This window comes from Pontibacter rugosus, from assembly GCF_042678745.1.
Lineage (GTDB): Bacteria > Bacteroidota > Bacteroidia > Cytophagales > Hymenobacteraceae > Pontibacter > Pontibacter rugosus.
In genome coordinates, this window is record NZ_JBHTLD010000042.1 from 1 (window position 1) to 25,785 (window position 25,785).

Annotated in this window: 23 protein-coding genes; 11 read left to right on the forward strand and 12 right to left on the reverse strand. The window is 46.2% G+C overall.

Annotated elements, in window-relative coordinates:
• Positions 1-214 precede the first annotated feature (214 nt).
• From ACFQ2O_RS06720 to ACFQ2O_RS06740, 5 genes are all read right to left on the reverse strand, one after another.
• Positions 215-955, reverse strand: coding sequence for an OmpA family protein (locus ACFQ2O_RS06720; protein ID WP_377524408.1), 741 nt, complete (start codon positions 953-955; stop codon positions 215-217).
• Positions 956-1,163: 208 nt separating this feature from the next.
• A complete protein-coding gene (accD, locus tag ACFQ2O_RS06725) occupies positions 1,164-2,060 on the reverse strand; it encodes an acetyl-CoA carboxylase, carboxyltransferase subunit beta (RefSeq protein ID WP_377524474.1) in 897 nt (298 codons plus the stop codon).
• 413 nt (positions 2,061-2,473) lie between these two features.
• Positions 2,474-2,602, reverse strand: a complete 129-nt coding sequence (locus ACFQ2O_RS06730) for a hypothetical protein (RefSeq protein ID WP_377524410.1) — start codon at positions 2,600-2,602, stop codon at positions 2,474-2,476.
• A gap of 88 nt (positions 2,603-2,690) precedes the next feature.
• On the reverse strand, positions 2,691-3,905 hold the full coding sequence (locus ACFQ2O_RS06735) for an amidohydrolase family protein (protein ID WP_377524413.1): 1,215 nt from the start codon (positions 3,903-3,905) through the stop codon (positions 2,691-2,693).
• 120 nt (positions 3,906-4,025) lie between these two features.
• Positions 4,026-5,327, reverse strand: a complete 1,302-nt coding sequence (locus ACFQ2O_RS06740; protein ID WP_377524417.1) for an amidohydrolase family protein — start codon at positions 5,325-5,327, stop codon at positions 4,026-4,028.
• A 164-nt stretch (positions 5,328-5,491) separates the two neighbouring features.
• Between ACFQ2O_RS06740 and ACFQ2O_RS06745 the strand changes: the two genes are divergently transcribed.
• Positions 5,492-6,157, forward strand: coding sequence for a hypothetical protein (locus ACFQ2O_RS06745; protein ID WP_377524419.1), 666 nt, complete (start codon positions 5,492-5,494; stop codon positions 6,155-6,157).
• 75 nt (positions 6,158-6,232) lie between these two features.
• Here the strand turns inward: ACFQ2O_RS06745 and ACFQ2O_RS06750 are convergent, their stop codons facing one another.
• From ACFQ2O_RS06750 to ACFQ2O_RS06760, 3 genes are all read right to left on the reverse strand, one after another.
• Entirely contained in the window at positions 6,233-7,246 is a 1,014-nt protein-coding gene (locus ACFQ2O_RS06750; RefSeq protein ID WP_377524422.1) for a M28 family peptidase, read from the reverse strand.
• Positions 7,236-8,732 (reverse strand): cysteine--tRNA ligase, encoded by a 1,497-nt coding sequence (cysS, locus tag ACFQ2O_RS06755; protein WP_377524425.1) that lies wholly within the window; start codon positions 8,730-8,732, stop codon positions 7,236-7,238. Before cysS ends, ACFQ2O_RS06750 begins: the two co-directional genes overlap by 11 nt.
• A gap of 109 nt (positions 8,733-8,841) precedes the next feature.
• Entirely contained in the window at positions 8,842-9,942 is a 1,101-nt protein-coding gene (locus ACFQ2O_RS06760; protein WP_377524428.1) for an endonuclease/exonuclease/phosphatase family protein, read from the reverse strand.
• Between the two features lie 366 nt (positions 9,943-10,308).
• On the opposite strand from ACFQ2O_RS06760, the gene ACFQ2O_RS06765 reads away from it, so the two are divergent.
• The 3 genes from ACFQ2O_RS06765 to infB all read left to right on the forward strand — a co-directional run bounded on the left by ACFQ2O_RS06765 (position 10,309) and on the right by infB (position 15,356).
• Positions 10,309-10,782: a ribosome maturation factor RimP gene (locus tag ACFQ2O_RS06765; protein WP_377524431.1), complete on the forward strand. Its 474-nt coding sequence runs from the start codon at positions 10,309-10,311 to the stop codon at positions 10,780-10,782.
• Positions 10,783-10,789: 7 nt separating this feature from the next.
• The gene (gene nusA, locus ACFQ2O_RS06770; RefSeq protein ID WP_377524434.1) at positions 10,790-12,046 is read left to right on the forward strand and encodes a transcription termination factor NusA; all 1,257 of its coding nucleotides are present in this window, start codon (positions 10,790-10,792) and stop codon (positions 12,044-12,046) included.
• 124 nt (positions 12,047-12,170) lie between these two features.
• Positions 12,171-15,356, forward strand: coding sequence for a translation initiation factor IF-2 (gene infB / locus ACFQ2O_RS06775; protein ID WP_377524438.1), 3,186 nt, complete (start codon positions 12,171-12,173; stop codon positions 15,354-15,356).
• A gap of 337 nt (positions 15,357-15,693) precedes the next feature.
• On the opposite strand, the gene ACFQ2O_RS06780 is transcribed toward infB, so the two are convergent.
• The 3 genes from ACFQ2O_RS06780 to mscL form a co-directional block, all read right to left on the reverse strand.
• The gene (locus ACFQ2O_RS06780; protein ID WP_377524442.1) at positions 15,694-16,029 is read right to left on the reverse strand and encodes a hypothetical protein; all 336 of its coding nucleotides are present in this window, start codon (positions 16,027-16,029) and stop codon (positions 15,694-15,696) included.
• Positions 16,030-16,121: 92 nt separating this feature from the next.
• Complete coding sequence (locus ACFQ2O_RS06785) at positions 16,122-17,066, reverse strand: DUF3078 domain-containing protein (RefSeq protein WP_377524445.1); 945 nt, start codon at positions 17,064-17,066, stop codon at positions 16,122-16,124.
• A 15-nt stretch (positions 17,067-17,081) separates the two neighbouring features.
• Entirely contained in the window at positions 17,082-17,531 is a 450-nt protein-coding gene (gene mscL, locus ACFQ2O_RS06790; protein WP_377524448.1) for a large-conductance mechanosensitive channel protein MscL, read from the reverse strand.
• Between the two features lie 177 nt (positions 17,532-17,708).
• Between mscL and ACFQ2O_RS06795 the strand changes: the two genes are divergently transcribed.
• From ACFQ2O_RS06795 to ACFQ2O_RS06825, 7 genes are all read left to right on the forward strand, one after another.
• The gene (locus tag ACFQ2O_RS06795; RefSeq protein ID WP_377524451.1) at positions 17,709-18,491 is read left to right on the forward strand and encodes an enoyl-CoA hydratase/isomerase family protein; all 783 of its coding nucleotides are present in this window, start codon (positions 17,709-17,711) and stop codon (positions 18,489-18,491) included.
• Positions 18,457-20,013 (forward strand): lipopolysaccharide biosynthesis protein, encoded by a 1,557-nt coding sequence (locus ACFQ2O_RS06800; protein ID WP_377524454.1) that lies wholly within the window; start codon positions 18,457-18,459, stop codon positions 20,011-20,013. Before ACFQ2O_RS06795 ends, ACFQ2O_RS06800 begins: the two co-directional genes overlap by 35 nt.
• Positions 20,014-20,031: 18 nt before the next feature.
• Complete coding sequence (gene dut / locus ACFQ2O_RS06805) at positions 20,032-20,481, forward strand: dUTP diphosphatase (protein ID WP_377524457.1); 450 nt, start codon at positions 20,032-20,034, stop codon at positions 20,479-20,481.
• A 182-nt stretch (positions 20,482-20,663) separates the two neighbouring features.
• Positions 20,664-21,671 carry a sugar phosphate nucleotidyltransferase gene (locus tag ACFQ2O_RS06810; protein WP_377524460.1) on the forward strand — a complete coding sequence of 336 codons (1,008 nt, stop codon included), beginning with the start codon at positions 20,664-20,666 and terminating at the stop codon, positions 21,669-21,671.
• 3 nt (positions 21,672-21,674) lie between these two features.
• On the forward strand, positions 21,675-23,438 hold the full coding sequence (locus ACFQ2O_RS06815) for a tetratricopeptide repeat protein (protein ID WP_377524463.1): 1,764 nt from the start codon (positions 21,675-21,677) through the stop codon (positions 23,436-23,438).
• A complete protein-coding gene (locus ACFQ2O_RS06820; protein WP_377524466.1) occupies positions 23,431-24,183 on the forward strand; it encodes a DUF4292 domain-containing protein in 753 nt (250 codons plus the stop codon). The genes ACFQ2O_RS06815 and ACFQ2O_RS06820 overlap by 8 nt, the downstream gene beginning before the upstream one ends.
• A gap of 136 nt (positions 24,184-24,319) precedes the next feature.
• Complete coding sequence (locus ACFQ2O_RS06825; protein WP_377524468.1) at positions 24,320-25,495, forward strand: murein hydrolase activator EnvC family protein; 1,176 nt, start codon at positions 24,320-24,322, stop codon at positions 25,493-25,495.
• Between the two features lie 100 nt (positions 25,496-25,595).
• On the opposite strand, the gene ACFQ2O_RS06830 is transcribed toward ACFQ2O_RS06825, so the two are convergent.
• Positions 25,596-25,785, reverse strand: a 190-nt coding sequence (locus ACFQ2O_RS06830) for a hypothetical protein (RefSeq protein WP_377524471.1), incomplete at its 5' end; no start/stop codon positions are given.

Below are 25,785 nucleotides of genomic sequence, written 5' to 3' on the forward strand. Positions count from 1 at the left end.
CTTATATTCTAAAAATGTTATATTAAATTACTTGAAATATTTTGCACTCCCATATTTAGTAGTCGTAATGCAAGTATATCCATAGCTGATAAACAGCAGCTTATACTGAAACACAACTCTTTTTAACGACTGAAAGAAAAAGGAGTTTTTCATAAAAAAAAGAGCGCCGACCCTTATAAAAGGCCGGCGCTCTTTTTTGTGTGGTGTTCTATAGCTATTTCACTTCACCGCTTTCAGCAGCTTTTTTCAACTCCTCGTTAGCCACTATAATAATCTCTACGCGACGGTTTTGCTTACGGCCTTCTACAGAAGTGTTATCAGCAATAGGTTGGTCGTAGCTGTATCCTTTAGCTTGTAAGCGTGAGCCAGCTACACCCAGGCTACGTGCATACGCTGCAACAGACTCCGCTCTACGCTCAGAAAGCTTCTGATTCAACTCATAAGAACCGGTATTATCAGTATGGCCTTCGATGATTACGTTTGTGCCCTGATAATCCTGCAGGGTTTTAGCCAGCTTCTGGATATCTTGTTTAGCAGTAGCACTTAGCTCTGCAGAGTTTACTGCGAAAAGTATACCTGAGTCAAAGTTTACCCGGATAGCCTCGCCTACACGCTCTACATTCGCATTTTCCATAGACTTCTCTAATTCTTCTGCCTGCTTATCCATGCGGCGGCCAATAACAGCACCTGTTGCACCACCTACAGCAGCCCCCACAATGGCACCTGCCGCTGTATTGCCCAGTCTGTTACCAATCAGGCCCCCGATTACAGCACCACCACCAGCACCAATCAGACCGCCTTTAGTTGTTTTCTTCATTCCCTCCTTTTCCTCTGTTTTAGCTTGTGTAGTTGTTTCGGTATTGCCTGATCCAGCTACAGGAGCTGCCGTTTGGCAAGAAGAGAACAACAGAGTGGCAGCTAACATAGAGCTCAGAGATAGTTTTATTAATTTCATGGTAGTATAAATTTGGTAAATGTGATTCAGTTTAAAGTTATAGATTTCATACTTACCACAGCTAACGCAACTCCTGTGCCAAAATGTATGACTGCTATTTAAAATATTTTATACTTACTAGATAAGTTACGCTCATACTTCTGCCATAGGCATAAAAAAAAGTCTGCCAACAGTAGCTGACAGACTTTTTCAGAAATTTATACTTCGTTTAAGAGGCCTTGGACACCTTCTTAACTTTTGGTGCAGTTGTTATATCTTCTTGCAGGAGAACCATACTTAGCAGCTCACTTAGCTTGTTCTTCAGTTGCTTGCGGTCCACTATAAAATCAAGGAATCCGTGCTCCAGTACAAACTCTGCACTCTGGAAGCCTTTAGGCAGGTCTTTGCCGATGGTCTCTTTGATCACGCGCGGACCAGCGAAACCAATCAGGGCACCAGGCTCAGAGATATTAAAATCGCCTAGCATAGCGTAAGAAGCCGTTACACCACCTGTAGTCGGATCTGTCAGAAGCGAAATGTATGGCAGTTTTTCTTCAGATAGCAAAGCTAATTTGGCAGATGTTTTTGCCATTTGCATCAGCGAGAAACCGGCTTCCATCATACGGGCACCACCTGATTTAGAGATCATCAGGAAAGGCGTGCGTGTTTTGCGGGCATGGTCTATAGCGCGGGCAATTTTCTCCCCTACCACTGAGCCCATAGAGCCCCCGATAAAGGCGAAATCCATACAGGCTATAGTAATGCTTTGGCCATTGATCTTGCCATAAGCTGAGCGTACAGCATCTTTTAAACCAGTAGCTTTTTGCGTGGAGGCAATACGCTGCGGGTATGCCTTAGTATCTACAAAGTTTAGCGGGTCGCCTGATGTCAGGTTCGCATCTAACTCTGTAAAATCATTATCATCAAATAAAATGGCAAAGTACTCTTTAGAACCGATACGGTCGTGATGATCGCACTGCACGCAAGTACTCAGGTTCTTGCGGTGCTCGGCCATACTTGTCACGGTTTTGCAGTTCGGGCACTTGTACCACAATCCGTCCGGGGTTTCCTTCTTCTGGTCAGTAGGTGTTTGGATTCCTTTATCTGCTCTTTTAAACCAAGGCATCATAGTTAACAGCGTGCATTCCGCACTTTTAAGTTTATTGCGCACCTCACCACACAGCAAGGTGCCTAAAGAAAGTGACCTGCCCCGGCCACCCAGCAACGGGTACAGCAAAGGCAGGTCACAAAAATATGTAATAATCGGCAGTTCTGCTACAAATTAAGCGAGTGTAATCTCATTTGTTAAGTACACATCCTGAATTGCATGCAGCAGTTCTACACCTACTTGCATGTTTTTCCGCTCAGAAATATAGCCTATGTAGCAATTATAACACAGACGGAGAACGAAAGCATACACTGTTCTCCATTTACTACTAAAGCGGCAAAGCCCTTTCAGGCTTTCTGCCGCGATGTTTTTCATAGCATGGCAGGCACCGGTAACCGGTATGGCAAGCGCATGGCTCGCCACGCCTCTCTTTACTTGAACTTCTCTAAAAAGTTGTGCGTGTACCACATGTAGACCTGCACCAGACACGTGGTTGATGTAAAAGCAGCCGTATTCAGCTTGCCACCATGCGCTACATCTAGTCCGGTTCTACTTATCACAAAAAGGTGACACTAGTATAGACTCAGGAACTGGCACATGTATTTTGCATTGGCAGGCACAAGCAGATGCGTACACTTAGAACTATTTCTAGTTGCACTCTTCGCTCACTACTTTTCCATCTATGATTACGGCACAAACATGCGAGGTGTATTCAAACGGATCTCCGTCATACAGCACCAGATCGGCGTCTTTGCCTTTCTCCAAAGAGCCCACTCGTTTGTCTAAACCGATGATTTTGGCAGGTGTGGTGGTGATGGCAGCTAATGCCTGTTCTGGCGTCATGCCGTTGGCAACGGCAGCACCTGCTTCAAACAACAGCACCCGCGCACGCGGCACATATTGCTCAAACCCACTCTGAATAGCTACAGGGATACCAGCCTTTGCAAGTATAGCCGCCGTTTCAAACGACATATTTTTAGTGTCTCCGTTTGCACGGGCCATGGTTGGGTGAAGTATAACTGGCACACCGGCGGCCTTTATTTCGTCCAGCAGCAAGTATGACTCCGCAGCACCATCCAACACCAGGCTCAGGTTAAACTCTTTTGCCAAACGCAGTGCCGCCATAATATCCTGCGACTGGTTGGCGGTGACTAGTGCTTTATACTTGCCGTTGAGCACCCCCACCAGATATTCCATTTTCAGGTTACGGTCCGGGCGCTTACTTACATCTGAGTTAGCTGACTTTTTAGCATACGCCTGTGCCGCCTGCAACTCGGAGCGCAACATGGCCATACCCTTGGCTGATGTTTTAGGTGAGTTGTAGTGCTCACCTACCGTAGCGCCAAGTGTAAAAACGACCATGTTGGTGGTATCCATTAGAGTGGCAAAGCCATCCGAAGATGTTTTAATCGTCATGGTTTGCCCGCTGATAAGCCCACCCGGGCCGTGGCCGGTGTTGATGGTCGTTACACCATGGTTGCGCACCCACTCCACCAGTTGCTCATTAGGGTTATAGGCATCCAGAGCGCGGAGTTCTGGTTGTATGGGTGCGGTTGGCTCCAGTTGCTGCTGGTCGGCAGGGATATTGTAGATACCGGCCAGGCCCACCGTAGTATGTGCATCCACCAAGCCTGGCGTTACGACTTTAGCCGTGTATACTTTGTAGTGCTGAGGCACCTGCAGGTTAGCACCCACCGCCTCCACCTTACCATCTTTTAACAGCACCACCCCGTTTTTGATAGGAACTCCGGCCATCGTATAAACCGTTTCGCCTTTCACGGCAATCTGCGCCTCCGCCTGCTGCACGCCAAGTATAGCCAACCCGGCAAGTATGGCAGAAGCTAATTGTATATGTTTTTTCATCTTGATCTTTTTTTAAGATTTTAGATACTAGACGTTAGGCATTAGATTTTCTTCTATAAGAGAAGCAGTACCCCTTAGCAGTGATATCTAAAATCTAACGTCTAGTATCTAGCATCTTTCTTAATGTGCATGATAATGAAGTATACCGTCGTAGGCGCGGAAGCCGCCGGTGGCGTAGGCTTTATCTTGTGGGTTGGCAAGGTCGAAGCGTTTCTGGCCTTCTACCCAGGTCTGCTCAATTTTGGTATACACACTGAATGGCTCACCGCTTAGCACGATAAAATCGGCATCCTTGCCTTTCTCCAGTGAGCCCACACGGTTGTCCAGTTCCAGCATTTTGGCACCGGCAATCGTGATGCCTTCAATGGCTTTTTCGCGGCTCATGCCTGCACGCACAGCAAGTGCTACATTGCGCATAAACAAGCGTGAGTCGGTAATGCCGTCATCCGTATGGAAAGCGGTGAGCACACCTGCTTTCTCAAGTGCGGCACCATTGGCATTGCTCACCTCTACGGCCTCCGCCTTGCCACCTGGAGAATCCAGCGTGATGATAGAGGCAGGAACACCTGCTTTGGCAATCTCATCGGCTGCTTTCCAGGCTTCGCTTACGTGGTGCAGCACCAGCTTAAAGCCAAACTCTTTTTGCAGGCGCAGGGCCGTAAGCACATCGTCGTAGCGGTGTGTATGGAAGTGCACAATACGCTTGCCATCCAGAATCTCTACCAGCGGCTCCAGGTTAGGTTTGCGCTCTGGCATTTTATCGGCTTTGCCTTTGGCAGCTTTTACCTTTTTGTTGTAGGCCTGTGCGTCTACAAACAACTGCCTTACCATTGCCGCTGATTTTGCGCGTGTGCCGGGGAAAGGTGCTGAACGCATTGGATTGGTACCATTGGCCATTTTCATACCGCCGCATATGCCGTTGATTATATCGTCGCAAAAGGTGAGGTCGCCAATGGTTTTCCCGTCACGCATTTTCAGGTATACCGTCTGTCCGCTCATCAGGTGGCCAGAGCCAGGCATAACGTTTACAGTCGTGATGCCGCCTGCCAGGGCTCGCTTGAAAGTATCGCTAAGGGGATTGATGCCATCTATGATTTGTACATCAGGGTGTAGCGGTGCAGAGCTGTCGCCACCAGAGCCTTCCCCCAGGTGCGAGTGCGTATCTACTAAACCAGGCATCAGCACTTTGCCCGTCATATCGAACTCCTGCGCGTTTTTAGGGATGCGTACTTTGTCTGCGGTGCCAACGGCAGTGATTTTTCCGTTTTGTACCACCAGCACGCCGTTTTCGATAGGCTGGCCCGCTACCGTGATAATTTTAGCTCCTTTGAAAACATGCGGCTGCTCCTGCGCCAGCATCTGGCCGGTGCTCAGGAGCGTTGCAAGCCCAAGTGCTGCCAGAAGCTTTTGGTTTCGTATCATAAAATGCAAGGGTGATAAAGTTTAGGTTAGTTTGGCTTCTCAACTTAAGCATTTCTAAGTATAAATAAAATATGACACCTTGCCTTCCTACACCTGTTCAGGCATCCTAAACATAATACTACCGTTACAGTTAGTAATATAAGACACTACTAAACAAGACTAAAATGAAAACAAGCATAAGAAGATCCTCTCAGAAACTATTATATGTACTGGCCTGTGTGGTAATGGCCGCTGGCATGTATAGCTGCGCACCGTCTACTCAAATTACCGGAACCTGGAAAAGCCCTCAAGCTACATCCAGAACTTTCAACAACGTAGTAGTGGCAGCCATGACAGACAATGTGCAGGCGCGCCAGACTATAGAAGATCAACTGCAGCAGCAACTACAGGCCCGCGGCATAAAAGCAACTAAAAGTATAGACCTATTCCCTCCAAGCATGATGAGCGGCTCAGAGTCGCCGGCTGATATGATGTTGGACCGTATTACAAGCGACGGGTTTGATGGCATTCTAACAGTGGCCGTGGTAGACCAGGAAACTGATACACGTTATGTGCCTGGCAATACTGCTTACGCACCAGTTTCACGCTTTGGCTATTACAACACGTTTAGAGGCTACTATGGTTATATGTCGCCTACCTTGTACCAGCCGGGCTACTACACAAAGGAGAAAATCTACTTCCTGGAAACCAACCTGTACGAAACCAGTAACGAAAACCTGGTATGGTCTGCGCAGTCTAAAAGCTACGACCCAGCAAGCCTAAGTTCTTTTGCTGATACGTTCTCTGAAATAACAGTGAAGAAGATGGCGCAGGAAAACATCATCAACTAAGTATAAACAGCAAGTATAAAAGAAAAGGCCTTCCTGCTACGGAAGGCCTTTTCTTTTATACTTGCTGTTTAGATTTTATTCGCTGTACAACACATGCAGCACTGTCTGCCCTACTGCCTTTAGTGTTTTTTTGCTGATGATATCCATGTTATCGGTATGCCGGTGATGGTACGGCCCGAAATAGTCGTTTGGATCGCGCTGGCTGTACTCGATGATGTCGATCATGCGGATATTACCGAGCGTGTTTACATAATAATGATCATCTATGATGGCCGGAGCATCTGTATACTTAAAGTAATCTGAGTACCCGATGCTATTGCCTGCTTTCCATACTTTGTCAACTATTTCTTTGGCATACTGCATAGAGTGGCCTTCTCGGGCGAAGCGGGCGTTCTCAGCTCCCACCATATCGAGCAATATGCCATAGTTGGCGCGGTAATTGGGCACATGCTTGTTCTTGCTCCAGTATTGCGAACCCAGGCACCACGAATCTGCCATGTATGGCTGTGGGCTTCCGTCTGGCTGGCCATAGTCTTCTCCATCAAAAAAGATCAGGTCTACTCCAACGCCTGGCTTTTGCTCTGCCTGCTGCATAATTCGGGCAATCTCCAGCAATACACCTACCCCACTGGCTCCATCATTGGCACCATCAATTGGGGTGTTTGGGTTATTTTCGTCTTTATCGGCTACGTGGCGGGTATCCCAGTGGGCCGCAAGCAGCACACGGTTGGCAGCCTCCGGGTTATAAGAGGCAATTACGTTACGTAGATTCAACATGGTGCCGTCATACGCTCGCATCTGAAACTGCTGCTCCTGCACCTTTGCGCCGTAGCTTTTCAGCTTGCTCACTATCCACTCACCGGCAGCATTGTGCGCTGCGGTATTTGGCACACGCGGCCCAAAAGCAACCTGCTTCGCTACCAAGGCATAAGCTGAGTCAGCATTAAAGGCAGGAGCCTGCACAACAGTAGCAGTTTGCTCCTGCTCGCCTACCTCCTGCACCCCTCCCTTTTCAGAAGAATCGCAGCTAACCAATGCTACAGCAGCACCGCAGTAAAGTGCAGCCAAGAGCCTTACCCTACTCTTCATAAGCCCAGTCAATTCCGGTTTTCATGTCTTTTATAGCAATTCCCTGCTTCTTAAGCTCTGCCCGAATTATATCTACTTTATCGTAAGCCTTCTGCTCTTTTGCCTCTTTGTAAAAGCTTAGCACCAGACCAAGTACTTCATCCATATCACCGACAGGCTCCTCTTCCAGGCCCAGCACATTCAGCACCAGTTCCTGGTAAGTGTTGCGTATGGTGTCAAACGTACCACGCGCTAATTGCTCTATGGCAATCTGGCCTAAGTATAAGCTATTTATCTTTTTAAGCAGGTTAAACAACGCGGCTATAGTGCGGGCTGTATTGAGGTCATCGTTAAGCCCACGGAAGCAATCTTCCGTTAGCTTCAGCAGCTCTTCGTTTAGCTTAGCATCAGGAGCTACTTCCGTTGTTTCCTGCGGGTAAGACAGCTTTTTGAGCACACGCAAACCGTTCATCAGTTTTGTATAACCTTTGCGAGCAGCCTGCAGTGCTTCGTTGCTAAAATCCAGGGTACTGCGGTAGTGTGCCTGCAATATAAAGAAGCGGATTGTCATCGGGCTATAAGCTTGCTCCAGCATCTCGTGGTTGCCGCTAAACAGCTCACTCAAGTTGATGAAGTTGCCCAGCGATTTACCCATCTTCTGTCCATTTACTGTGATCATGTTGTTGTGAATCCAGTATTTGGCAGCATCCGTATGGTTGCAGCTGGCCTGGCTCTGCGCAATCTCGCACTCGTGGTGCGGAAACATCAGATCCAGACCGCCGCCGTGTATGTCGAAGGTGGTTCCCAGGTATTTGCGACTCATGGCTGAGCACTCCAAATGCCAGCCCGGAAAGCCATCGCTCCACGGCGAAGGCCAACGCATGATGTGTGTTGGTGAAGCCTTTTTCCAGAGGGCAAAGTCAAAAGAAGATCGCTTCTCTTCCTGCCCATCCAGCGTGCGGGTGTTTCCAAGCAGGTCTTCAATGTTGCGCCCCGACAGCTTTCCGTAGTTGTGCTTTTCGTTATAAGCCTTCACATCAAAATACACAGAGCCATTCACTTCGTAGGCAAAGCCGTTATCCAGGATTTCCTGTATCATCTCCACCTGCTCAATAATATGCCCGGATGCACGTGGCTCTATATCCGGCTGTAGCACATTTAAGGCCTTCATTTCCTGATGGTAGATATTGGTGTAATGATTTACAACCTCCATCGGCTCCAGGTCTTCCAGCTTAGCCTTTTTCTGGATTTTATCTTCCCCTTCGTCTGCGTCATTCTCTAAGTGGCCTACATCAGTTACGTTACGCACATAGCGTACTTTATACCCTTGGTGCTTTAAGTAACGGTACAGCACATCAAACGTAACGGCGCTGCGGGCATGGCCCAGGTGTGGCTCACCATACACGGTTGGGCCGCATACATACATTCCTACAAAAGGAGCGTGCAGAGGCTCAAATTCTTCTTTCTTTCGCGACAGCGTATTGTACAGATTCAGTTTTTGTTGCATGGTTTATGAAGTATAAACACCTTGGCAGGTGTCGCACTTTTATACTTAGCCGCTCTTATTTGTGCAGCTAAATTTTGTTCAAAGCTAAAAAAATATTGCCGTCTTTCCCCTAACGCTCCTCTTCTGGTTTCGGCTCCAATACATACGTGGCAGAAATCGGGAAATGATCTGAGAGCCCCATCTCATAATGTGTTTCGTAGTTGTAGGCCTTTAACCCCTCGCTATGAAACTGGTTATCAATGCGCAGGAAAGGCAGTATGCCGTTATACGTGCTCCCGATACCGTTACCTGCTTGCACAAAGGAATTCTGGAGCTCTGCTGCTAATTGATTATACGTATAGCTGAAAGGTATATCATTGAAATCCCCACATACGATGACCGGGTAAGGCGACTTACGAACGTGCTCCAACAGCTGCTCTACTTGTACAGCACGGGCTATAAAGCCTCTCTTGAGCCTGCGCGCTAAATTACGACTCTCCTTCTTAAAGCTTTCTTCATTACCAATAGCTGAGTACGTATTCTCTATGTCTGCCGCCCTAATACTCATGGACTGTAAGTGCACAGCATAAATTCTTATGGTATCACCCTCTAGTACAATATCAGCCCATACGCCACGGTTTATACTTTCCTTTTTAGTAAAATGAATTGCTCCTTTGTCAATGATCGGGTGCTTTGAGAAAATAGCGATTCCAATGTCTCCATACTTACGCCCAAACTCACCTATTGAGAAATACATCTCCTTATTATGACGAACACCGATCCTTTTTGCTGTGTTGTATCCACCTGTATTACGGTTGTTGTAAAACTCCTGCAAGCAGAACACATCTGCCGGATGTGTAGCAATCCAATCTACCATTTCTTCAGAAACGCCTGAAGCAGTGCGCTGTTTACCATCATAAGCATTGAAGATGTGCGTGTTAAAACTTAGCACTTGCAGCGTTTTTGCTTCTTTTGGTATTTCCTGCCCAAGGTTGATAGCAAACAAGCGGGCGTAGTAGGTCCAGCCAAGTATAAGACCGGCAAACGGCAGCACCAACAGCCACGAGCGGCGCAGCGCCCAGTAAATGAGAAACAGGAAATTGAGTACCAAAGGCACTGGCAGCGAGAAAGCTACAAAGCCAGCTGGCCAGAACTCGCTTGGCGGCACCTGAAGGCACAGCACACCTATCAACATCCAAAACACCACCACAATGTTTAAGATGAGCCACACACGGCGCCTTATTTTTTTAAATGTACCTGACACAAAAGCAAACTTACAAATAATGAACCTATGTATATCACCCCACCTGCATTATAAATCAAACCTTCAGCGCGTATATACACACAGTAGCCCAACACGAACTATTAACGAAAGCCTTTTGTTACACATTATAGCTTTTGCTGCTATGCCCGGTTCTAAAATGCAAGGTTATAACCCTTCAAATCTTAAAGAAATAGCTGGTGTAAATTATTTAATAAAGGCCTTGTATACATAAACAGTTGTGTATATAATGATTTTGTAGTAAATTTGCAGCAATATTTTTCCAAAGAGCTGAGGGGACAAGAAGTCCCCTTCTTTATTTCTTAACCGTTTGCTATGGAACTTACAGCAAAGAACATAAGAGAAATGGCACAGGCGGGGCTACCGGATAACGACTTGTTTATCGTAGACGTTTCTGTATCTGACTCTCCTGCCAGACCTAAAATTATAGTGCTGGCTGATGGCGAGCAGGGCATAACGATAGACCAGTGCGCTACTATAAGTCGCCGCATCAACAAAAAGATTGAGGAAATCTTTGGGCCTGATATGGCCTATGTACTGGAGGTAAGCTCCCCTGGAGTAGATTTCCCTTTAACACAACCACAGCAGTTTAAACGCAACACCGGCCGCAACCTGAAAGTAAAACTACAGGATGGCACCGAGAAAACCGGTAAGCTGGAAGAGGTAACCGAAGAGGGCCTGAACATGCTGGAGGAAGTAAAACAAAAAGGCAAAAAGGTAACGTATGTGCCTGTGCAGATACCCTTTGGGGACATTGTAAAAGCAAATGTTGTAATCTCTTTTAAATGATAAAATAATGAACAGTTCAGTCCTGATCGAGTCGTTCGCCGAATTTGCGAAATTCAAGAACATAGACCGCCCGACCATGATGCGCATCCTGGAGGATGTATTCCGCACCATGATTCGTAAAAAGTGGGCCACCGATGAGAACTTTGACATCATTCTGAACGTGGAGAAGGGTGACTTAGAGATCTGGCGTAACCGAGAAATCGTGGACGACAACTCTGAAGACATCTGGGACTACGATAAAATCAGTTTGTCAGACGCTCGTAAAATTGAGCCTGACTTTGAAGTTGGCGAAGAAGTATCGGAAGAGGTGAAACTGGAGGATTTTGGTCGCCGTGCTGTCCTTACAGCGCGTCAGACACTTATCCAGCGCATCAAGGATATGGAAAAGGAACTGCTGTTCCAGAAATACAAAGACTTAGTTGGTGAAATCATTTCTGGTGAGGTGTACCAGGTATGGAACCGCGAGGTGTTATTGCTGGATCAGGAAGAGAACGAACTGCTTATTCCTAAGGCAGAGCAGATCCCGAAAGACCGCTACCGCAAAGGCGACCAGGTACGTGCCGTGGTGCAGCGTGTGGAGATTGTGAACGGTAACCCGAAGATCATACTTTCTCGTACAGCCCCTGCCTTTCTGGAGCGATTGTTTGAAAACGAAGTTCCGGAGATTTTTGACGGCCTTATTGCCATCAAGAAAATTGTGCGTGAGCCAGGTGAGCGTGCTAAAGTAGCCGTAGAATCTTTTGATGACCGTATAGATCCGGTTGGAGCGTGCGTAGGCATGAAAGGTTCCCGTATACATAGCATTGTGCGTGAGTTGGAAAACGAAAACATCGACGTTATCAACTATACTGACAACGTGGAGCTGTATATACAGCGCGCCCTGAGCCCTGCTAAAATCAGCAGCATGAAGATTGACAATGAGACTGGTCGTGTTTCAGTTTTCCTGAAGCCGGATCAAGTGTCTCTTGCCATTGGTAAAGGTGGTCAGAACATCAAACTGGCAAGCAAGCTGGTTGACCTGGAAATTGATGTATTCCGTGAGTCTGAAACGTATGAAGAAGACATCAGCCTGGAAGAGTTTACAGATGAGATAGAAGATTGGGTAATTGCAGAATTAAGACGCATTGGCCTCGACACAGCAAAAAGCGTATTGGCAGTAACGAAAGAAGACTTGTTACGCCGCACTGAGCTGGAAGAAGAAACTATTGACGATGTGCTTTCTATCCTTCGTGAAGAGTTGGAAGAGGAAGAAGAAAATCAATAGTTGTGAGTTGAGCTCTATTGCGTTAATTTTGAAAAAGAATTACCCGGAGCCCATCTTTTATCTGACTATGTAGGGCAACTATAATTTTTAAAGACAGAATTAAAAGACAGCATATTAGAACAAAATGGCAGAAGAAAAAACAAGGAGGCTTAAACAGGTTGCGACAACTTTGAACATTGGTACATCTACTATTGTAGATTACCTCTCTGCTAAAGGGGTTGAGGTAGAAAATAAACCAACTACCAAAATCACAGCAGATCAGTTCAATATGCTGGCTAAAGAGTTTGCTTCCTCTATGCAAGAAAAGCAGGAGGCAGATGAAATACATATTGGCAAAAAGCCACAGGGCAACCAGGTTGTTGAGTCAGAGCAAGCACCAGAGCCGAAAAAGACAAGCGAGCCAGAGCAGGAAATCCTGATCAAAAACGGAAGCGCGCCTAAAGCACCTGAAGCAGCACCCCCTGCACCAGAGGAAAAGCCTATTGAGAAAATCTCATCTAATTTACCGGGCATTAAGGTGCTGGGTAAAATTGATTTGGATGCAAAAGGCAGGCCTGTGCCTAAGCCAGCAGAACCGAAGAAGGAAGAGCCTAAACCTGTAGAAGCCCCGAAAGCAGAAGAAAAACCTGCTCCGGTTGCGCCAAAAGCAGCAGAAACTCCGGCTCCTGCTCCAACTCCGGCACCTGAGGCTCCAAAGCCAGCAGCTCCTAAAGAAGAAGAGCGACCTCCGCTACCTCCTAAGGTAGAGAAAGCAGCTGAGCCAAAGGCTACGCCTGCTCCTGAGACACCTGTAGCTAAAGCACCTGAAGCTCCTGCCAAGCCTCAGCAGCCACAAGCACAGGCTCCTCAGCCACAGGCTGCAGCACCTGCTCCTAAACCAGCAGAACCCGCTGCACCTAAAGCAACTGAAGAAACACCGGCTCCTAAAGAGCCAGCTGCAACTGCAGATAAGGCGCCACAGCAACCGGCCTCTCCTGCAGCCAACGCTAACGAAAGCACAGAAAATAAAGAAGATATAGAAAAGGTTACATCCAAAGCGAACCAGCTTAAAGGGCTTACTGTACTTGGCAAAATAGAACTGCCGGTAGAGTCGCGAAGAAAAGGCTCTAAGCCTGTCGCATCTTCTGATGACCGTAAGGGTAAGAAGAAGCGCAAAAGAATTATGGTGGCTACTGAAGGTCAGGGCCCAGGACAAGGACAGCAGCAAGGCGGTGGAGGCCAGCAAGGCCAGGGTAACCGTCCACAAGGCGGAGGCCCGCAAGGCAATCGTCCAGCAGGCAATCGCCCTGCCGGTCCTCCTCAAGGTAACAGACCAGGCGGAGGCCCAGGTGGCAACCGCCCAGGCGGAAGACCAGCTCCAAGAGGAGCAAGCCCTGCCAGACCAGTTAAAGCAGAAGTTACTGATAAGCAAATACAAGAGCAGATCAAAGCTACACTTGCCAAACTTAGTGGTGGCAAAGGTGGTGGTGGAGGTAACCGCTCTAAATACCGACGTGAAAAGCGCTCAGCCATTGCTGATGCTACAGAAGAACGCCGTATGCAGGAGCAGGCAGAGTCTAAGACACTGCGCGTAACTGAATTCGTTTCTGCCAACGATCTTTCTTCTCTGATGGATGTGAGCGTTAACGACGTGATTAAGGTGTGTATGCAGCTAGGCATGTTCGTTTCGATAAACCAACGATTAGACGCAGAAGCCATCACGGTAATTGCTGATGAATTTGGCTATAACGTAGAGTTTATCACTTCTGAAGATGAGCAGGCTCTTGAAGACACAATAAGTGATGATGAGGCAGACCTGGAAGAACGCGCACCAATCGTTACGATCATGGGCCACGTTGACCACGGTAAAACATCTTTACTGGACTACATCCGAAATGCTAACGTTACAGCCGGTGAGGCCGGTGGTATTACGCAGCACATCGGTGCCTATAAAGTAAAAACAGAAAGTGGCCGTGCGGTTACGTTTTTAGATACACCGGGTCACGAAGCCTTTACGGCCATGCGTGCCCGTGGTGCCAAGGTAACTGACGTAGTTATTATTGTGGTAGCGGCCGACGACTCGGTGATGCCACAGACCAAAGAGGCCATTAACCATGCACAGGCAGCCGGTGCTCCGATTATTATTGCACTGAACAAAATTGATAAGCCAACTGCTAATCCGGACAAAGTTCGTGAGGAGCTGGCTCAGATGAACATACTTGTAGAAGAATGGGGTGGTAAATACCAGTCTCAGGAAGTTTCTGCAAAATCAGGTCTTGGTATTCCGGACTTGCTGGAGAAAGTCTTGTTAGAGGCTGAACTTCTTGAGTTGAAAGCTAACCCGGATCGTCAGGCTGTTGGTACAGTTATAGAAGCATCACTTGATAAAGGCCGTGGTTATGTAGCAACGATGCTGGTACAAACCGGAACGCTTAAAATTGGTGATGTAGTACTAGCCGGTGCTCACTACGGTAGAGTAAAAGCCATGACTGACCACCGCGGTAAAAAGATGAAAGAAGCAGGACCATCAACACCTGTTCAGCTTCTTGGTCTGGACGGTGCACCACAGGCCGGAGACAAGTTCCTTGTAATGGAATCTGAGCGTGAGGCACGTGAGATTGCATCCAACCGCTCTCAGGTACAGCGTGAGCAAAGCCTGCGCACACGTAAGCACATTACACTGGATGAAATCGGTCGTCGTTTGGCAATAGGTACGTTCAAGGAGCTTAACGTGATAGTGAAAGGTGACGTGGACGGTTCCGTGGAAGCACTTGCTGACTCTTTGCTGAAGCTATCTACTCCTGAAGTGCAGGTGAGCATCATCAGCAAAGGTGTAGGTGCCATATCAGAATCCGATGTATTGCTTGCTTCGGCATCCGATGCGATCATTATTGGTTTCCAGGTTCGTCCTTCACAAAACGCCCGTAAACTGGCAGAGCAGGAGCAAATTGATGTGCGCTTATACTCTATCATCTACGATGCGATCAATGAAGTGAAAGATGCCATGGAAGGCATGCTGGCTCCAACGCTGAAAGAAGAGATTACAGGTAACGTAGAAGTACGTGAAGTATTCAAAATCACGAAGGTTGGCACCATTGCAGGTTGTATGGTTACAGACGGCACAATACAGCGAAACGCTAAGGTTCGCCTGGTACGTGATGGCATCGTAGTACACGATGGTGAGATACTAGCTCTGAAACGTTTTAAAGACGACGTAGCCGAGGTAAGACAAGGCTATGAGTGTGGTATCAGTCTGAAAGGCTATAACGACATCCAAGTTGGAGACGTGGTAGAAGCTTATGTAGAGAAAGAAGTGAAGCGTACGCTGTAAGCTAAGCCTTCCTGATATAAATAAAAGAGAATCCCCGGTTGCACCTGTGTAACCGGGGATTCTCTTTTTAAGAAAGCCTTCTCATCTACCAAACCGCTACAAGCACACAGCAGAGAAGTAAGCTGTTAGCTTTATCGAAAGGCACTTTCACCTCGTAAACCAGCTGCGGAGATTGTACTTAGTTTAGAAGCGTGAGGCCGTTAGTGCATGATTGAAAAACTTCAAAGTGATTCTTAGAATCAAAGCAACAGAGTTGGCAGGTATAAGCTATACCTGCGAAAAAAAGAAAGGCTGCCTTATCCAAGGCAGCCTTTCTTTTATACAGTAAGTGGTATAATTAATTATTAGAGTTTCGGCGCAAACGTCTTTTATCACGCTTGTGCTTTTTCATCATCTTCTCTTCTTTTTTGAGAATTTCTTTCATGCGCTTACTATTGGCAATCTTTCTTTTCGCAAAGCTACTACGCTGGCTACCTTCATACGTATTATAACGCGTATCCAAACCCACACTTCGCTGACCAGCTGCACTCACAGACGATCCACGAGTTTCAGCTTTAGCCGTTCCCCAATACTCATCTTTAGCAGCATCACTACTTAAAGAAGATTGTGCATTGGCTTCTTGTGCTAAAAGTACAATTCCAAGAGAAAACAGCAGCAGAATTAGTTTCTTCATAAAGCATTGTTAATGTTCTTTGTATACAACGCAAAGACGCTCTAAAAGTATACATTTTTACAATAACACATCTTATCAAGAGGAAATTCCTTCTATTTAAATTTGTACGAAACTCCGATACCTAGTGTCTGCTTTAGCTGTATCCGAGGCCCTTTTCCATCAATCTGTCCATCATCATTTCGGTCAACATTCACCTTAACGTCATCGTCATAAATAAGGTGGGCAAACAATGTAGCAGAGATGAGCTTGTTAACTTTAAAGCTTACAAGGTTCTCCCAGTTAACATCTACATTCTGGGGGTTTTGCAGGTAGTTTGTAAACAGATCCAATTTTGACTGCCAGGTGATATTCTCAATTATCTCGTTTTTATAGCGGATGTTGACATAGCCACCAAACTCTTTGCGGAAATGCTCTCCCGTACCCGGTATTATATTTCCTTCCGAATCTTTGTCAGCAGGCTCCACACCAAAAAAACCTCTGTCAGCCAAATACTGACTTTTTACGATTGTATACTTACCAGTTAACGGGGATATAAAAACTGATAGCTTATCATTGGGTTTGTAATCCATACCAATAGACGTAAGGATATAAGCAGGAGAGAAAAAGCTAGACAGCAAGGTATCGCGGGTAACAGAATAAGTTGGCGTTAGCTGCGTTTTAAGATTAAGCTGCCCCGTGTAGTACCAACGCTTAGAGGCCCTGTAGCCATACTTCAGGTTAAGCTCCAGTTTATCGTCGCTTTTTTGCATGCGGTTTCCCTCCAGCTTCACCAGACCGTATGTAAAATCAAGCGAATTGTTCCAGGTGCTCTTGCCTTGTTTGTAATCAGCACGCAAGTTAGTAATGCCAAGTACTGAGAGGGAGTTCTGGCCTCCTGCTGCCCAGTTTGTAAGGCTAACCTGGCTAAAATTAAGGGTGCCCACACCACTAAAATCCCAAGCCTTTACAGTGTCTACAGGAGTCTGTTGAGCAATGGCAGTTGAGGCAAATAAAATAAACAGCGTAAGTAGAAAGGTCTTTGTATTAGAAAGAAACATGCATTTAATAATTTATTAAACAACTTTATCGTGAGGCTCGGCTGCGGCATCAGGTGCCTGGCCTTTTAGCAGGTCACGAATTTCAGCCAGCAGTACTTCTTGCTTATTAGCAGGTGGAGCAGGTTTGGCGGCTTCAGTTTCGCGCGTTTTGTTTATCACACGTACTAATAAGAATATAGCGAAAGCGATAATCAGGAAATTGATGAGTACCTGAAGAAAATTGCCGTAGTTAATGGTAACGGCCTTTGCTACAACCTCACCGTTCTCAACCACAGCCTGTTTGAGCACGAGCTGTAGAGAGCTGAAATCTATACCGCTGATGAGCAGGCCAAGCGGCGGCATAATGATATCATCCACCAAAGATTTAGTGATGGCGCCGAAAGCTGCACCAATCACAACACCCACAGCCAGATCGATGACATTTCCCTTAACAGCAAACTTCTTAAACTCCGAAAAAAAACTCATGAAACGTATAATTTAGGATAACAGAACAAACTTATACATCAGCAGGAGCACGCGTATAACTGCACCTTTACCTCATCAAACCACGTTAGCAGCTACAGCCCCTGCTGTTTCGGGATAGAACTAAATCCCTATATTTGTAACAAAGAAAACGATTTATAACCAGAGTTGACACAACCTATGGCTACGTACAACAATCTTCTGCTAAATCTGCAAAATGGTATACTAATCATTACCATCAACCGGGCAGACAAGCTAAATGCATTAAATATAGATACTGTAACAGAAATAAAAAACGCCATACAGCAGGTGTATGATGATGCTGAGATAAAAGGAGCCATACTTACAGGCGCAGGACCAAAAGCGTTTGTAGCAGGTGCCGACATTACAGAAATAGCTGAGCTAAGTGAGGTAACAGCACGTAGTTTTGCTGAGCGTGGGCAGGAAGTGTTTGCCATGATTGAGCGCAGCAACAAACCAGTAATAGCTGCTGTAAATGGGTTTGCCTTAGGCGGTGGGTGTGAGCTTGCCATGGCATGCCACATGCGTGTTGCCGCCGAAAACGCCCGTTTTGGCCAGCCAGAGGTAAACTTAGGCATAATTCCCGGATACGGCGGCACACAGCGCCTTACTCAGTTAGTTGGAAAAGGCAAGGCCATGGAACTCATGATGACGGCTGATATGATAAATGCACAGGAGGCACTTCAGCTAGGTCTGGTAAACCATGTAGTGCCGCAAGAGCAGCTGCTTGAGAAATGCGGAGAAATCATGGGTAAAATATTAAGCAAAGCTCCACTGGCAATTGGGTTAGTGATTGAGTGTGTGAATGCGGTGTTCAACAAAGATGAAAACGGCTATCAGACAGAAGCAAATGCATTTGCCCGCTGCTGCGCCTCTGAAGACTTTGTAGAAGGCACCAGTGCCTTTGTTGAGAAGCGCAAAGCCAACTTCACAGGAAACTAACAAGCGCCTCCCCGACCCTGAAAAAGAACACATGAGTATAGCCAAGAAATTGGTCGGGCAAACTGCTGCCTATGGTTTAAGCAGTATTGTAGGCAGGGCCCTTAATTACCTGCTTGTTCCGATTTACACCCGCGTATTTCTGCCAGAGGAGTATGGTGTGGTGTCGTATCTGTATGCTTTTGTGGCTTTCTTCAACGTACTTTATACTTACGGCATGGAGACAGCCTTTTTCCGGTTTGCTAACAGACCAGAGGCCGACCCAAAAGCGGTTTATAACCGAGTGCTAAGCGCTATACTTGTCAGCAGTACAGCTTTTACAGCCCTGTTACTGCTTGCGTCAGGCGCTATTGCCCGTTATATGGGTTACCCCGATCAGCAAGAGTATATTGTATGGTTGGCACTGGTATTGGCCATAGATGCTATCGTAGCCATCCCTTTTGCCTGGCTTCGCCACCAGAACAAGGCTATAAAATTCGCCTCTATCAAGCTCTCTAATATCTTGATTACTGTTGGTGCTAACCTGCTCTTCCTGGTCTTTTTCCGTAACATTTATGAAGGCAAATACCTGCAGGAGTTAAGGCCGCTGGTTAGCTACTTATATGATCCTGACTTTGGCGTAGGTTATATCTTCCTGATAAATCTGGTGGCAAATGCCCTACTGCTGCCCATGCTCTGGCGTGAGTTCCGGATCTTCCATTTTAAGCTTGATGTGGAGCAACTCAAACCTATGCTGCAGTATGCTTATCCCCTGCTGTTTATGGGGCTGGCAGGCATGGTGAATGAGGTAATAGACAGGCTCTTGCTGGAGCACTGGCTACCCGAGAGTTTCTATCCTGGAATGAGTAATATGGCCGCAGTAGGCATTTACAGTGCCTGCTATAAGTTAGCTATTTTCATGACGCTAACGATACAAGCTTTCCGCTACGCAGCTGAGCCTTTCTTCTTCTCAAAGGCAGAAGATAAGAACTCGCCTCAAACGTTTGCTCTGGTAATGAAATGGTTTGTGATCTTCTGCGCCTTTATCTTCTTGTTCATATCTGCCAACTTGGAGGATTTCGCCTACTTTATCGGACCAGAATATTGGGATGGCCTTATGGTGGTACCTGTACTGCTATTAGCTAACCTTTTTCTGGGCGTATACTATAACCTATCAGTTTGGTTTAAGCTGACAGATAAAACACACTTTGGCACCTACATCAGTTTTGGAGGGGCGGCAGTGACTATAGTTGCTAACCTGCTACTGATTCCTATACTAGGATACATGGGTTCAGCCATTGCTACCCTTATCTGCTACTTTGGAATGGCCGTGGCCAGCTACCTGCTTGGCAACAAACACTACCCCATCCCCTATCCTGTTAAAACGATCATGGGGTATGTAGCACTGGCGGCTATACTTGTATTTGCTGCCTTAGCAATAGATGTTGAGAACTTCTGGCTCCGCCATGTCTATCATCTGGCGTTATGCGCTGCCTTTGCTGTAGCAGTAGTGCTGAAAGAGCGGCCTCGGTTTCTTAAATTTTAATCCATAAATCAATTATTGATGGACAGTAAAAACTTACAGGTTAAGGTCATTAACCGATCTAAGCATACCTTACCAGCTTATCAAACTGTGCACTCGGCCGGCATGGACCTTCGGGCAAACCTCGAAATGGCGGTTACGTTGAAACCATTACAACGCGCCCTTATTCCAACAGGCTTATTTATTGCTTTGCCAGAAGAACACGAAGCTCAAATTCGCCCAAGAAGTGGCCTAGCCTATAAACATGGTATTTCTATTGTGAACAGCCCTGGCACTATTGACGCAGACTACCGCGGCGAGATAAAGGTGCTGCTTGTAAACCTATCGGACCAGGATTTTGTGGTGGAAGATGGGGAACGCATTGCACAAATGGTTGTAGCCAAGTATGAGCGTATAGCATGGCAGGAAACCCAGGAACTGGAGGACACGGAACGTGGTGCTGGCGGCTATGGCAGTACAGGCACAAAATAGATAGCGCGGTTATTCCCTATGCTATTTATACTCACTGCAGACCATTTGTGAGTATAGTAAATATAGCGTTTATACGATCAATATAGTGAGGCATTCGTATTACGGAAGTAAAACAAGAACAAATAACAAGTATGGCTCCAGTAGAAACTGCGGCTTTCATAAATTAAAACTATAAATCAGCTATGAGGATTATCATACCTATGGCAGGAATGGGCAAGCGTATGCGCCCGCACACACTTACTGTTCCTAAGCCACTTATTCCTATTGCAGGCAAACCAATTGTACAGCGCCTGGTAGAAGACATTGCCAAAGTATGCCACGAACCTATCGAGGAGGTAGCTTTTATTATCGGGCATTTTGGCGAGAAGGTAGAGCAGGACTTAAAAAAAGTGGCTGAGAAAATCGGAGCGAAAGGCACCATCGTTTATCAGGAAGAAGCACTTGGCACTGCCCACGCTATACTTTGCGCCAAAGAATCGCTGGAAGGAAAAGTGGTAGTAGCTTTCGCTGATACGCTCTTCAAAGCAGACTTTAAGCTGGACACCGATGCAGACGGCACTATTTGGGTACAGCGTGTAGAAGACCCACGCCCGTACGGGGTAATCAAGCTAAACGAAAAAGAAGAAATCACTGATTTTGTTGAAAAACCACAGGAATTCATCTCTGATTTGGCTATTATCGGCATCTACTATTTCCGCGACGGCGCTTACCTCCGCGACGAGTTGCAGTACCTGCTTGATAACGACATTAAAGACAAAGGTGAGTACCAATTGACCAATGCCCTGGAGAACATGAAGAACAAGGGCACCAAGTTTATACCTGCCGTTATATCTGAATGGCTCGACTGCGGAAATAAAAACGCAACAGTTTATACTAATCAGCGCTATTTGGAGTATATAAAGGATGAGAAAGACTTGGTAGCCTCATCAGCGAAGTTGGAGAATGCAGTAATTATACCTCCTGTATACATTGGTGAAAATGCGCAGATTACGAATTCAGTAATCGGGCCGCACGTTTCTATCGGTAACAATACAAGTGTCTATAACTCTGTGGTGAGTAACTCTATCATTCAGGAGAATACGGAGCTCAAAAATGGCAACGTTGCAAACTCAATGCTTGGCAACTTTGTTGTGTATGAAGGCCGCCCGTCTGATCTCAGCCTCGGCGACTACAATACACTTGCAGAGTAACACATGACTACTACATTCAGAAACTTTATATTTGCCTCCTGCTGCCTGGCTTTGGTTGCAACAGGCGAAAGCGTGGCACAAGCCTCAAAAAAGAAAGCTAAAACTGCCCGCGAAGCCGTTGTGCCTACACAAAAGGGACCTCAGGTAACTAAGAACGACAGGCAGATAAGCGAAGCGCTGTTTCTGGATGGAATGAAATATTTTATGCTGGAGGACTATCAACAAGCCCTCCAGCTTTTTCAAAAGGCTTATACAGTTACACCTGAAAATGCTGCCCTTAATTACAAGATAGGAGAAACATATTTACAGCTGAAAGAGCCAAAAACTGCTATGCCTTTTGCGCTGGCAGCCGTTAACCTCGAAAAGAAAAACCCATACTACTATCTGTTACTCTCGCAGTTGCACTCTGAGCAGAAGCAGTATGATGCCGCAGCACAGGCTTTTAACAATTTGCTGCAAAATGTCCCTAATTCAGACGAGTACCTCTTTAACCTCGCTGATTTATACCTGGCACAATCGCAGTACGACAATGCGCTGCGCACCTATGATCGCATTGAGAAGCAATTCGGTGATATGGAGCAACTACACGTAAACCGGCAGCAAATTTACCTCCGCCAGAAGAAAGTAGATAAAGCAATTGCCGAAGGCGAGAAGCTACTGAAATCAAACCCAACAGAAATCAACTATTACCTGGCTCAGGCAGAGCTGTACAACGCCACGCAGCGTCCTGATGAGGCCATTGCCACTATCAATAAAGCCCTGCGCCTGGAGCCGAACAACCCTTTTGCACACCTGATGCTGTCTGACTTAAGCCGGCAGAAAGGTGATTTAGAAACGTCGAATAAAGAAGTAAAACTTGCCTTTGCCAGTTCACAGCTAGACATTGACACCAAAGTACGCATACTTGTAGATTTTATCAGGCAGCTACCCAACCCGCAGTTAGAGCCCATTGCGCTGGAACTGGTAGATTTAACTACCCAGACACACCCTTCCGAAGCCAAAGCTTACGCTGTGGCCGCTGACTTGCAAACAATAGTGGGTAAAAAAGAAACTGCCCGCAACAACTATATCAAAGCGGTACATCTAGATAATTCCCATTTTAAGATATGGCAGCAAATTGTACTGCTGGATGCAGAACTAGAGCAACCTGATTCGCTTGTGAAGCATGCAGAGCAGGCACTGGAGCTGTTTCCGAACCAAGCTGTTTTTTGGTTTTACAGCGGCACAGGCCATTTAATTACAAAGAACTTTACCAAAGCTGTAAAATCTTTGGAGCATGGCAAGCGCCTTTCAAACGGTGAGCCGGAACTGGTGATGCAGTTTAACATGCAACTAGGCGATGGCTACAACTCCCTTAAAGAGTTTAAAAAATCAGACGCTGCTTACGAAGAAGTATTAACTGTGGATGCTAATAATGAGCACGTCCTGAACAACTACAGCTATTTCCTGTCGTTGCGCAACGAGAACCTGGAGCGCGCCAGGCAAATGTCTGAGCGCTTGGTAAAGAAACACCCCAACAACCCGACTTATCTGGACACGCATGCATGGGTGCTGTATCGTATGGGGAATTACACAGAAGCACGTAAATACCTGGAGCAAGCCGTTGCTATATCTGATGATGCCACTGTAGTAGAGCACTATGGTGATGTTCTGTTTAAATTAGGAAAACAGGAAGAGGCAGTAAGCCAGTGGCAGAAAGCTAAACTAAAGGGTGAAACCTCAGCCTTTATAGACAAGAAAATAAAAGACAAGAAACTTTATGAGTAAACATATCTTGCTTTGCCTGCTGGCAGCTATACTGCTGGCAGGTTGTAAGAAAGAAACTGTACCTACTACAGCCTCTGCCACCACTGAAACAATTGGTAAAGTTAATGTGAGCAACCTGGATTATACCTACTTGAGCGGCAAAGGCCAGGTTTCTATCAAAGACAAGAAAAACGATCTATCATCCGGCGTTAGCATCCGGATGAAAAAAGACAGTATTATTTGGATGTCTGTGCTGCCAGGACTTGGAATTGAAGCGGCTAGAATGATGATGACCCAAGATTCCGTCTACTTCATGAATCGCCTTCAAAAAGAATATGTGGCTACTGATTATACTTTCCTGCGTAACAAATTTCAGGTAGATATTGATTTTGAGGCAGTGCAGGCTATTATACTAGGTAATTATCAGGCCCAGGGTGCTGAAAAAGTAATGAGCGCCGAAGGTTTGCAACATGTACAGCAGCAGCGCGAGAACCTGATTTTTGACTATTTTATAGGTAACCTCAACAGCAAGGTGCAACAACTGAATGTGCAGGATAAAAACACAGGCAATACCATATCTGTAAAGTATAAGAACTTCCAGAATGTAGGGCAGGTGTCGTTTGCACATGGCCTGGAGGCACAGGTTCTGCAAAAAGGCGAAGTGTCAGGTTTTACTTTAGACCAGAGCCGTATAACAGTAGCTGATGCACCTTTGTCATTCCCCTTTAGTGTGCCAAGCGGGTATAAGCGCGTCTCAACTAATTAAATATCTGAGCCTGTTGGTTCTTCCGTTATAGTTTTGCCATATTTGTACACTTAGAGAAGAAGAACTAAACGTTTTGATGAAGGCCCTTTACAGACTTGCCTTTTTCTTGCTTCTGCTGTGTCTGCCACTTCTTACTGTGGCTCAAAAGACGAAATCGAAAGCGCAGCTCGAGAAGGAGAAAAAGGAAAACCTCACCCGTATTAAAGAAGCAAACCGCATTCTGCAACAGACCAAGAAGCAGAAGGAAGCTTCTATTGGCCAGCTAAACGCAATCCAGGAAAAGATTACGGTTCAGAAAGGCGTTATCAGCAACATATCTAAGGAAATCAACTACATCGAGTCTGATGTAAAAGAAACAGAAGGTATAGTAGGTGCCCTGCAGAATGACCTGAACAAGCTAAAGGCAGAGTATGCCACTATGGTTTACGCTGCCGCAAAAACAGCGAATAGCTATAACAAGCTTATGTTCCTGTTTGCTGCGGACAACTTTAATCAGTTTGTGATGCGCCTGCGCTATCTGCAGCAATATTCAGAAGCAAGGAAAAAGCAAGTGGAGCAAATAAGCAAAGTGCAGGCAGTACTGAGCGGCCAGCTAGCCATACTTGACTCAAAAAAGAGGCAACAGAAGAACCTGCTAAACAAGCAGGTGGCAGAAAGCAAAAGCCTCCAAAACCTGAAGGTGCAGCAAGACAGTGTTATCACACGCCTAAGTAAGCAGGAAACAAACCTGAAGCAGGAAGTAGCGGAGCGCCAGCAGGCAGTAAAGAAACTCGATAACCTGATTGCAGACATTGTGCGCGAGGAAATTGCCCGTGCAGCACGCGCTGCCCGTGAAGCAGGTAAAGCAACAAGCGGCAGCACCAATAAGGTAACACTTACGCCAGAAATGGCGCTTACCTCCTCTTCCTTTGCCGGTAACAAAGGCAGACTAGCCTGGCCAGTAGAACGAGGCTTTATTTCTCAGCAGTTTGGCCGGCACAACCACCCTGTACTAAAAGGGGTTGTAGTCGAAAACCGTGGCGTGGATATACAAACAGCGCAAGGTGCACCAGCCAGGGCTATATTTGAAGGAAAAGTGCTTACTGTTGCCACTGTGCCTGGTATGAACAACATCGTGATGATACAGCATGGCGAATACTTTACAGTATATGCAAAGCTAAAAACAGTGAGTGTTAAGCCTGGGCAAACAGTTAAGCTCAAAGAGACTATCGGTACGGTATATACCGACTCCGATGGCACCACGGAGCTGCAGTTCCAAATCTGGAAAAACAGCTCTAACATGAATCCATCAGACTGGATCGTTAATAAATAGCATTAATACAGAGATGTTCTATACTTGTGCTTAAAAGTACAAGTATAGAACATGATAAAACAAAAAAGCCACTGCAGTGCAGTGGCTTTTTTGTTTCGAGCTATTCCTCCCCCAAGGAATAGCTCTGGCAATAAACTAAAGGCTGTTTGTGTTTGTGTTTAATCACAACAGCAGGATTGAAATAAAAAAACACCCCACAGTGCAGGGTGCCTTTCCAAGCTATGAAAACAAACTGAATATTTATATCTATAAGCAGACATTGCGCCTGCTGAGATTTCATGATTCTAAAT

Bases quoted from the DNA above. Each gene is read 5' to 3' on its own strand.
- ACFQ2O_RS06720 (WP_377524408.1), bottom strand. From the start codon at position 955: ATGAAATTAATAAAACTATCTCTGAGCTCTATGTTAGCTGCCACTCTG.
- accD (WP_377524474.1), bottom strand. From the start codon at position 2,060: ATGCCTTGGTTTAAAAGAGCAGATAAAGGAATCCAAACACCTACTGAC.
- ACFQ2O_RS06735 (WP_377524413.1), bottom strand. From the start codon at position 3,905: ATGAAAAAACATATACAATTAGCTTCTGCCATACTTGCCGGGTTGGCT.
- ACFQ2O_RS06740 (WP_377524417.1), bottom strand. From the start codon at position 5,327: ATGATACGAAACCAAAAGCTTCTGGCAGCACTTGGGCTTGCAACGCTC.
- ACFQ2O_RS06745 (WP_377524419.1), top strand. From the start codon at position 5,492: ATGAAAACAAGCATAAGAAGATCCTCTCAGAAACTATTATATGTACTG.
- ACFQ2O_RS06750 (WP_377524422.1), bottom strand. From the start codon at position 7,246: ATGAAGAGTAGGGTAAGGCTCTTGGCTGCACTTTACTGCGGTGCTGCT.
- cysS (WP_377524425.1), bottom strand. From the start codon at position 8,732: ATGCAACAAAAACTGAATCTGTACAATACGCTGTCGCGAAAGAAAGAA.
- ACFQ2O_RS06765 (WP_377524431.1), top strand. From the start codon at position 10,309: ATGGAACTTACAGCAAAGAACATAAGAGAAATGGCACAGGCGGGGCTA.
- nusA (WP_377524434.1), top strand. From the start codon at position 10,790: ATGAACAGTTCAGTCCTGATCGAGTCGTTCGCCGAATTTGCGAAATTC.
- infB (WP_377524438.1), top strand. From the start codon at position 12,171: ATGGCAGAAGAAAAAACAAGGAGGCTTAAACAGGTTGCGACAACTTTG.
- ACFQ2O_RS06780 (WP_377524442.1), bottom strand. From the start codon at position 16,029: ATGAAGAAACTAATTCTGCTGCTGTTTTCTCTTGGAATTGTACTTTTA.
- ACFQ2O_RS06785 (WP_377524445.1), bottom strand. From the start codon at position 17,066: ATGTTTCTTTCTAATACAAAGACCTTTCTACTTACGCTGTTTATTTTA.
- mscL (WP_377524448.1), bottom strand. From the start codon at position 17,531: ATGAGTTTTTTTTCGGAGTTTAAGAAGTTTGCTGTTAAGGGAAATGTC.
- ACFQ2O_RS06795 (WP_377524451.1), top strand. From the start codon at position 17,709: ATGGCTACGTACAACAATCTTCTGCTAAATCTGCAAAATGGTATACTA.
- dut (WP_377524457.1), top strand. From the start codon at position 20,032: ATGGACAGTAAAAACTTACAGGTTAAGGTCATTAACCGATCTAAGCAT.
- ACFQ2O_RS06810 (WP_377524460.1), top strand. From the start codon at position 20,664: ATGAGGATTATCATACCTATGGCAGGAATGGGCAAGCGTATGCGCCCG.
- ACFQ2O_RS06815 (WP_377524463.1), top strand. From the start codon at position 21,675: ATGACTACTACATTCAGAAACTTTATATTTGCCTCCTGCTGCCTGGCT.
- ACFQ2O_RS06820 (WP_377524466.1), top strand. From the start codon at position 23,431: ATGAGTAAACATATCTTGCTTTGCCTGCTGGCAGCTATACTGCTGGCA.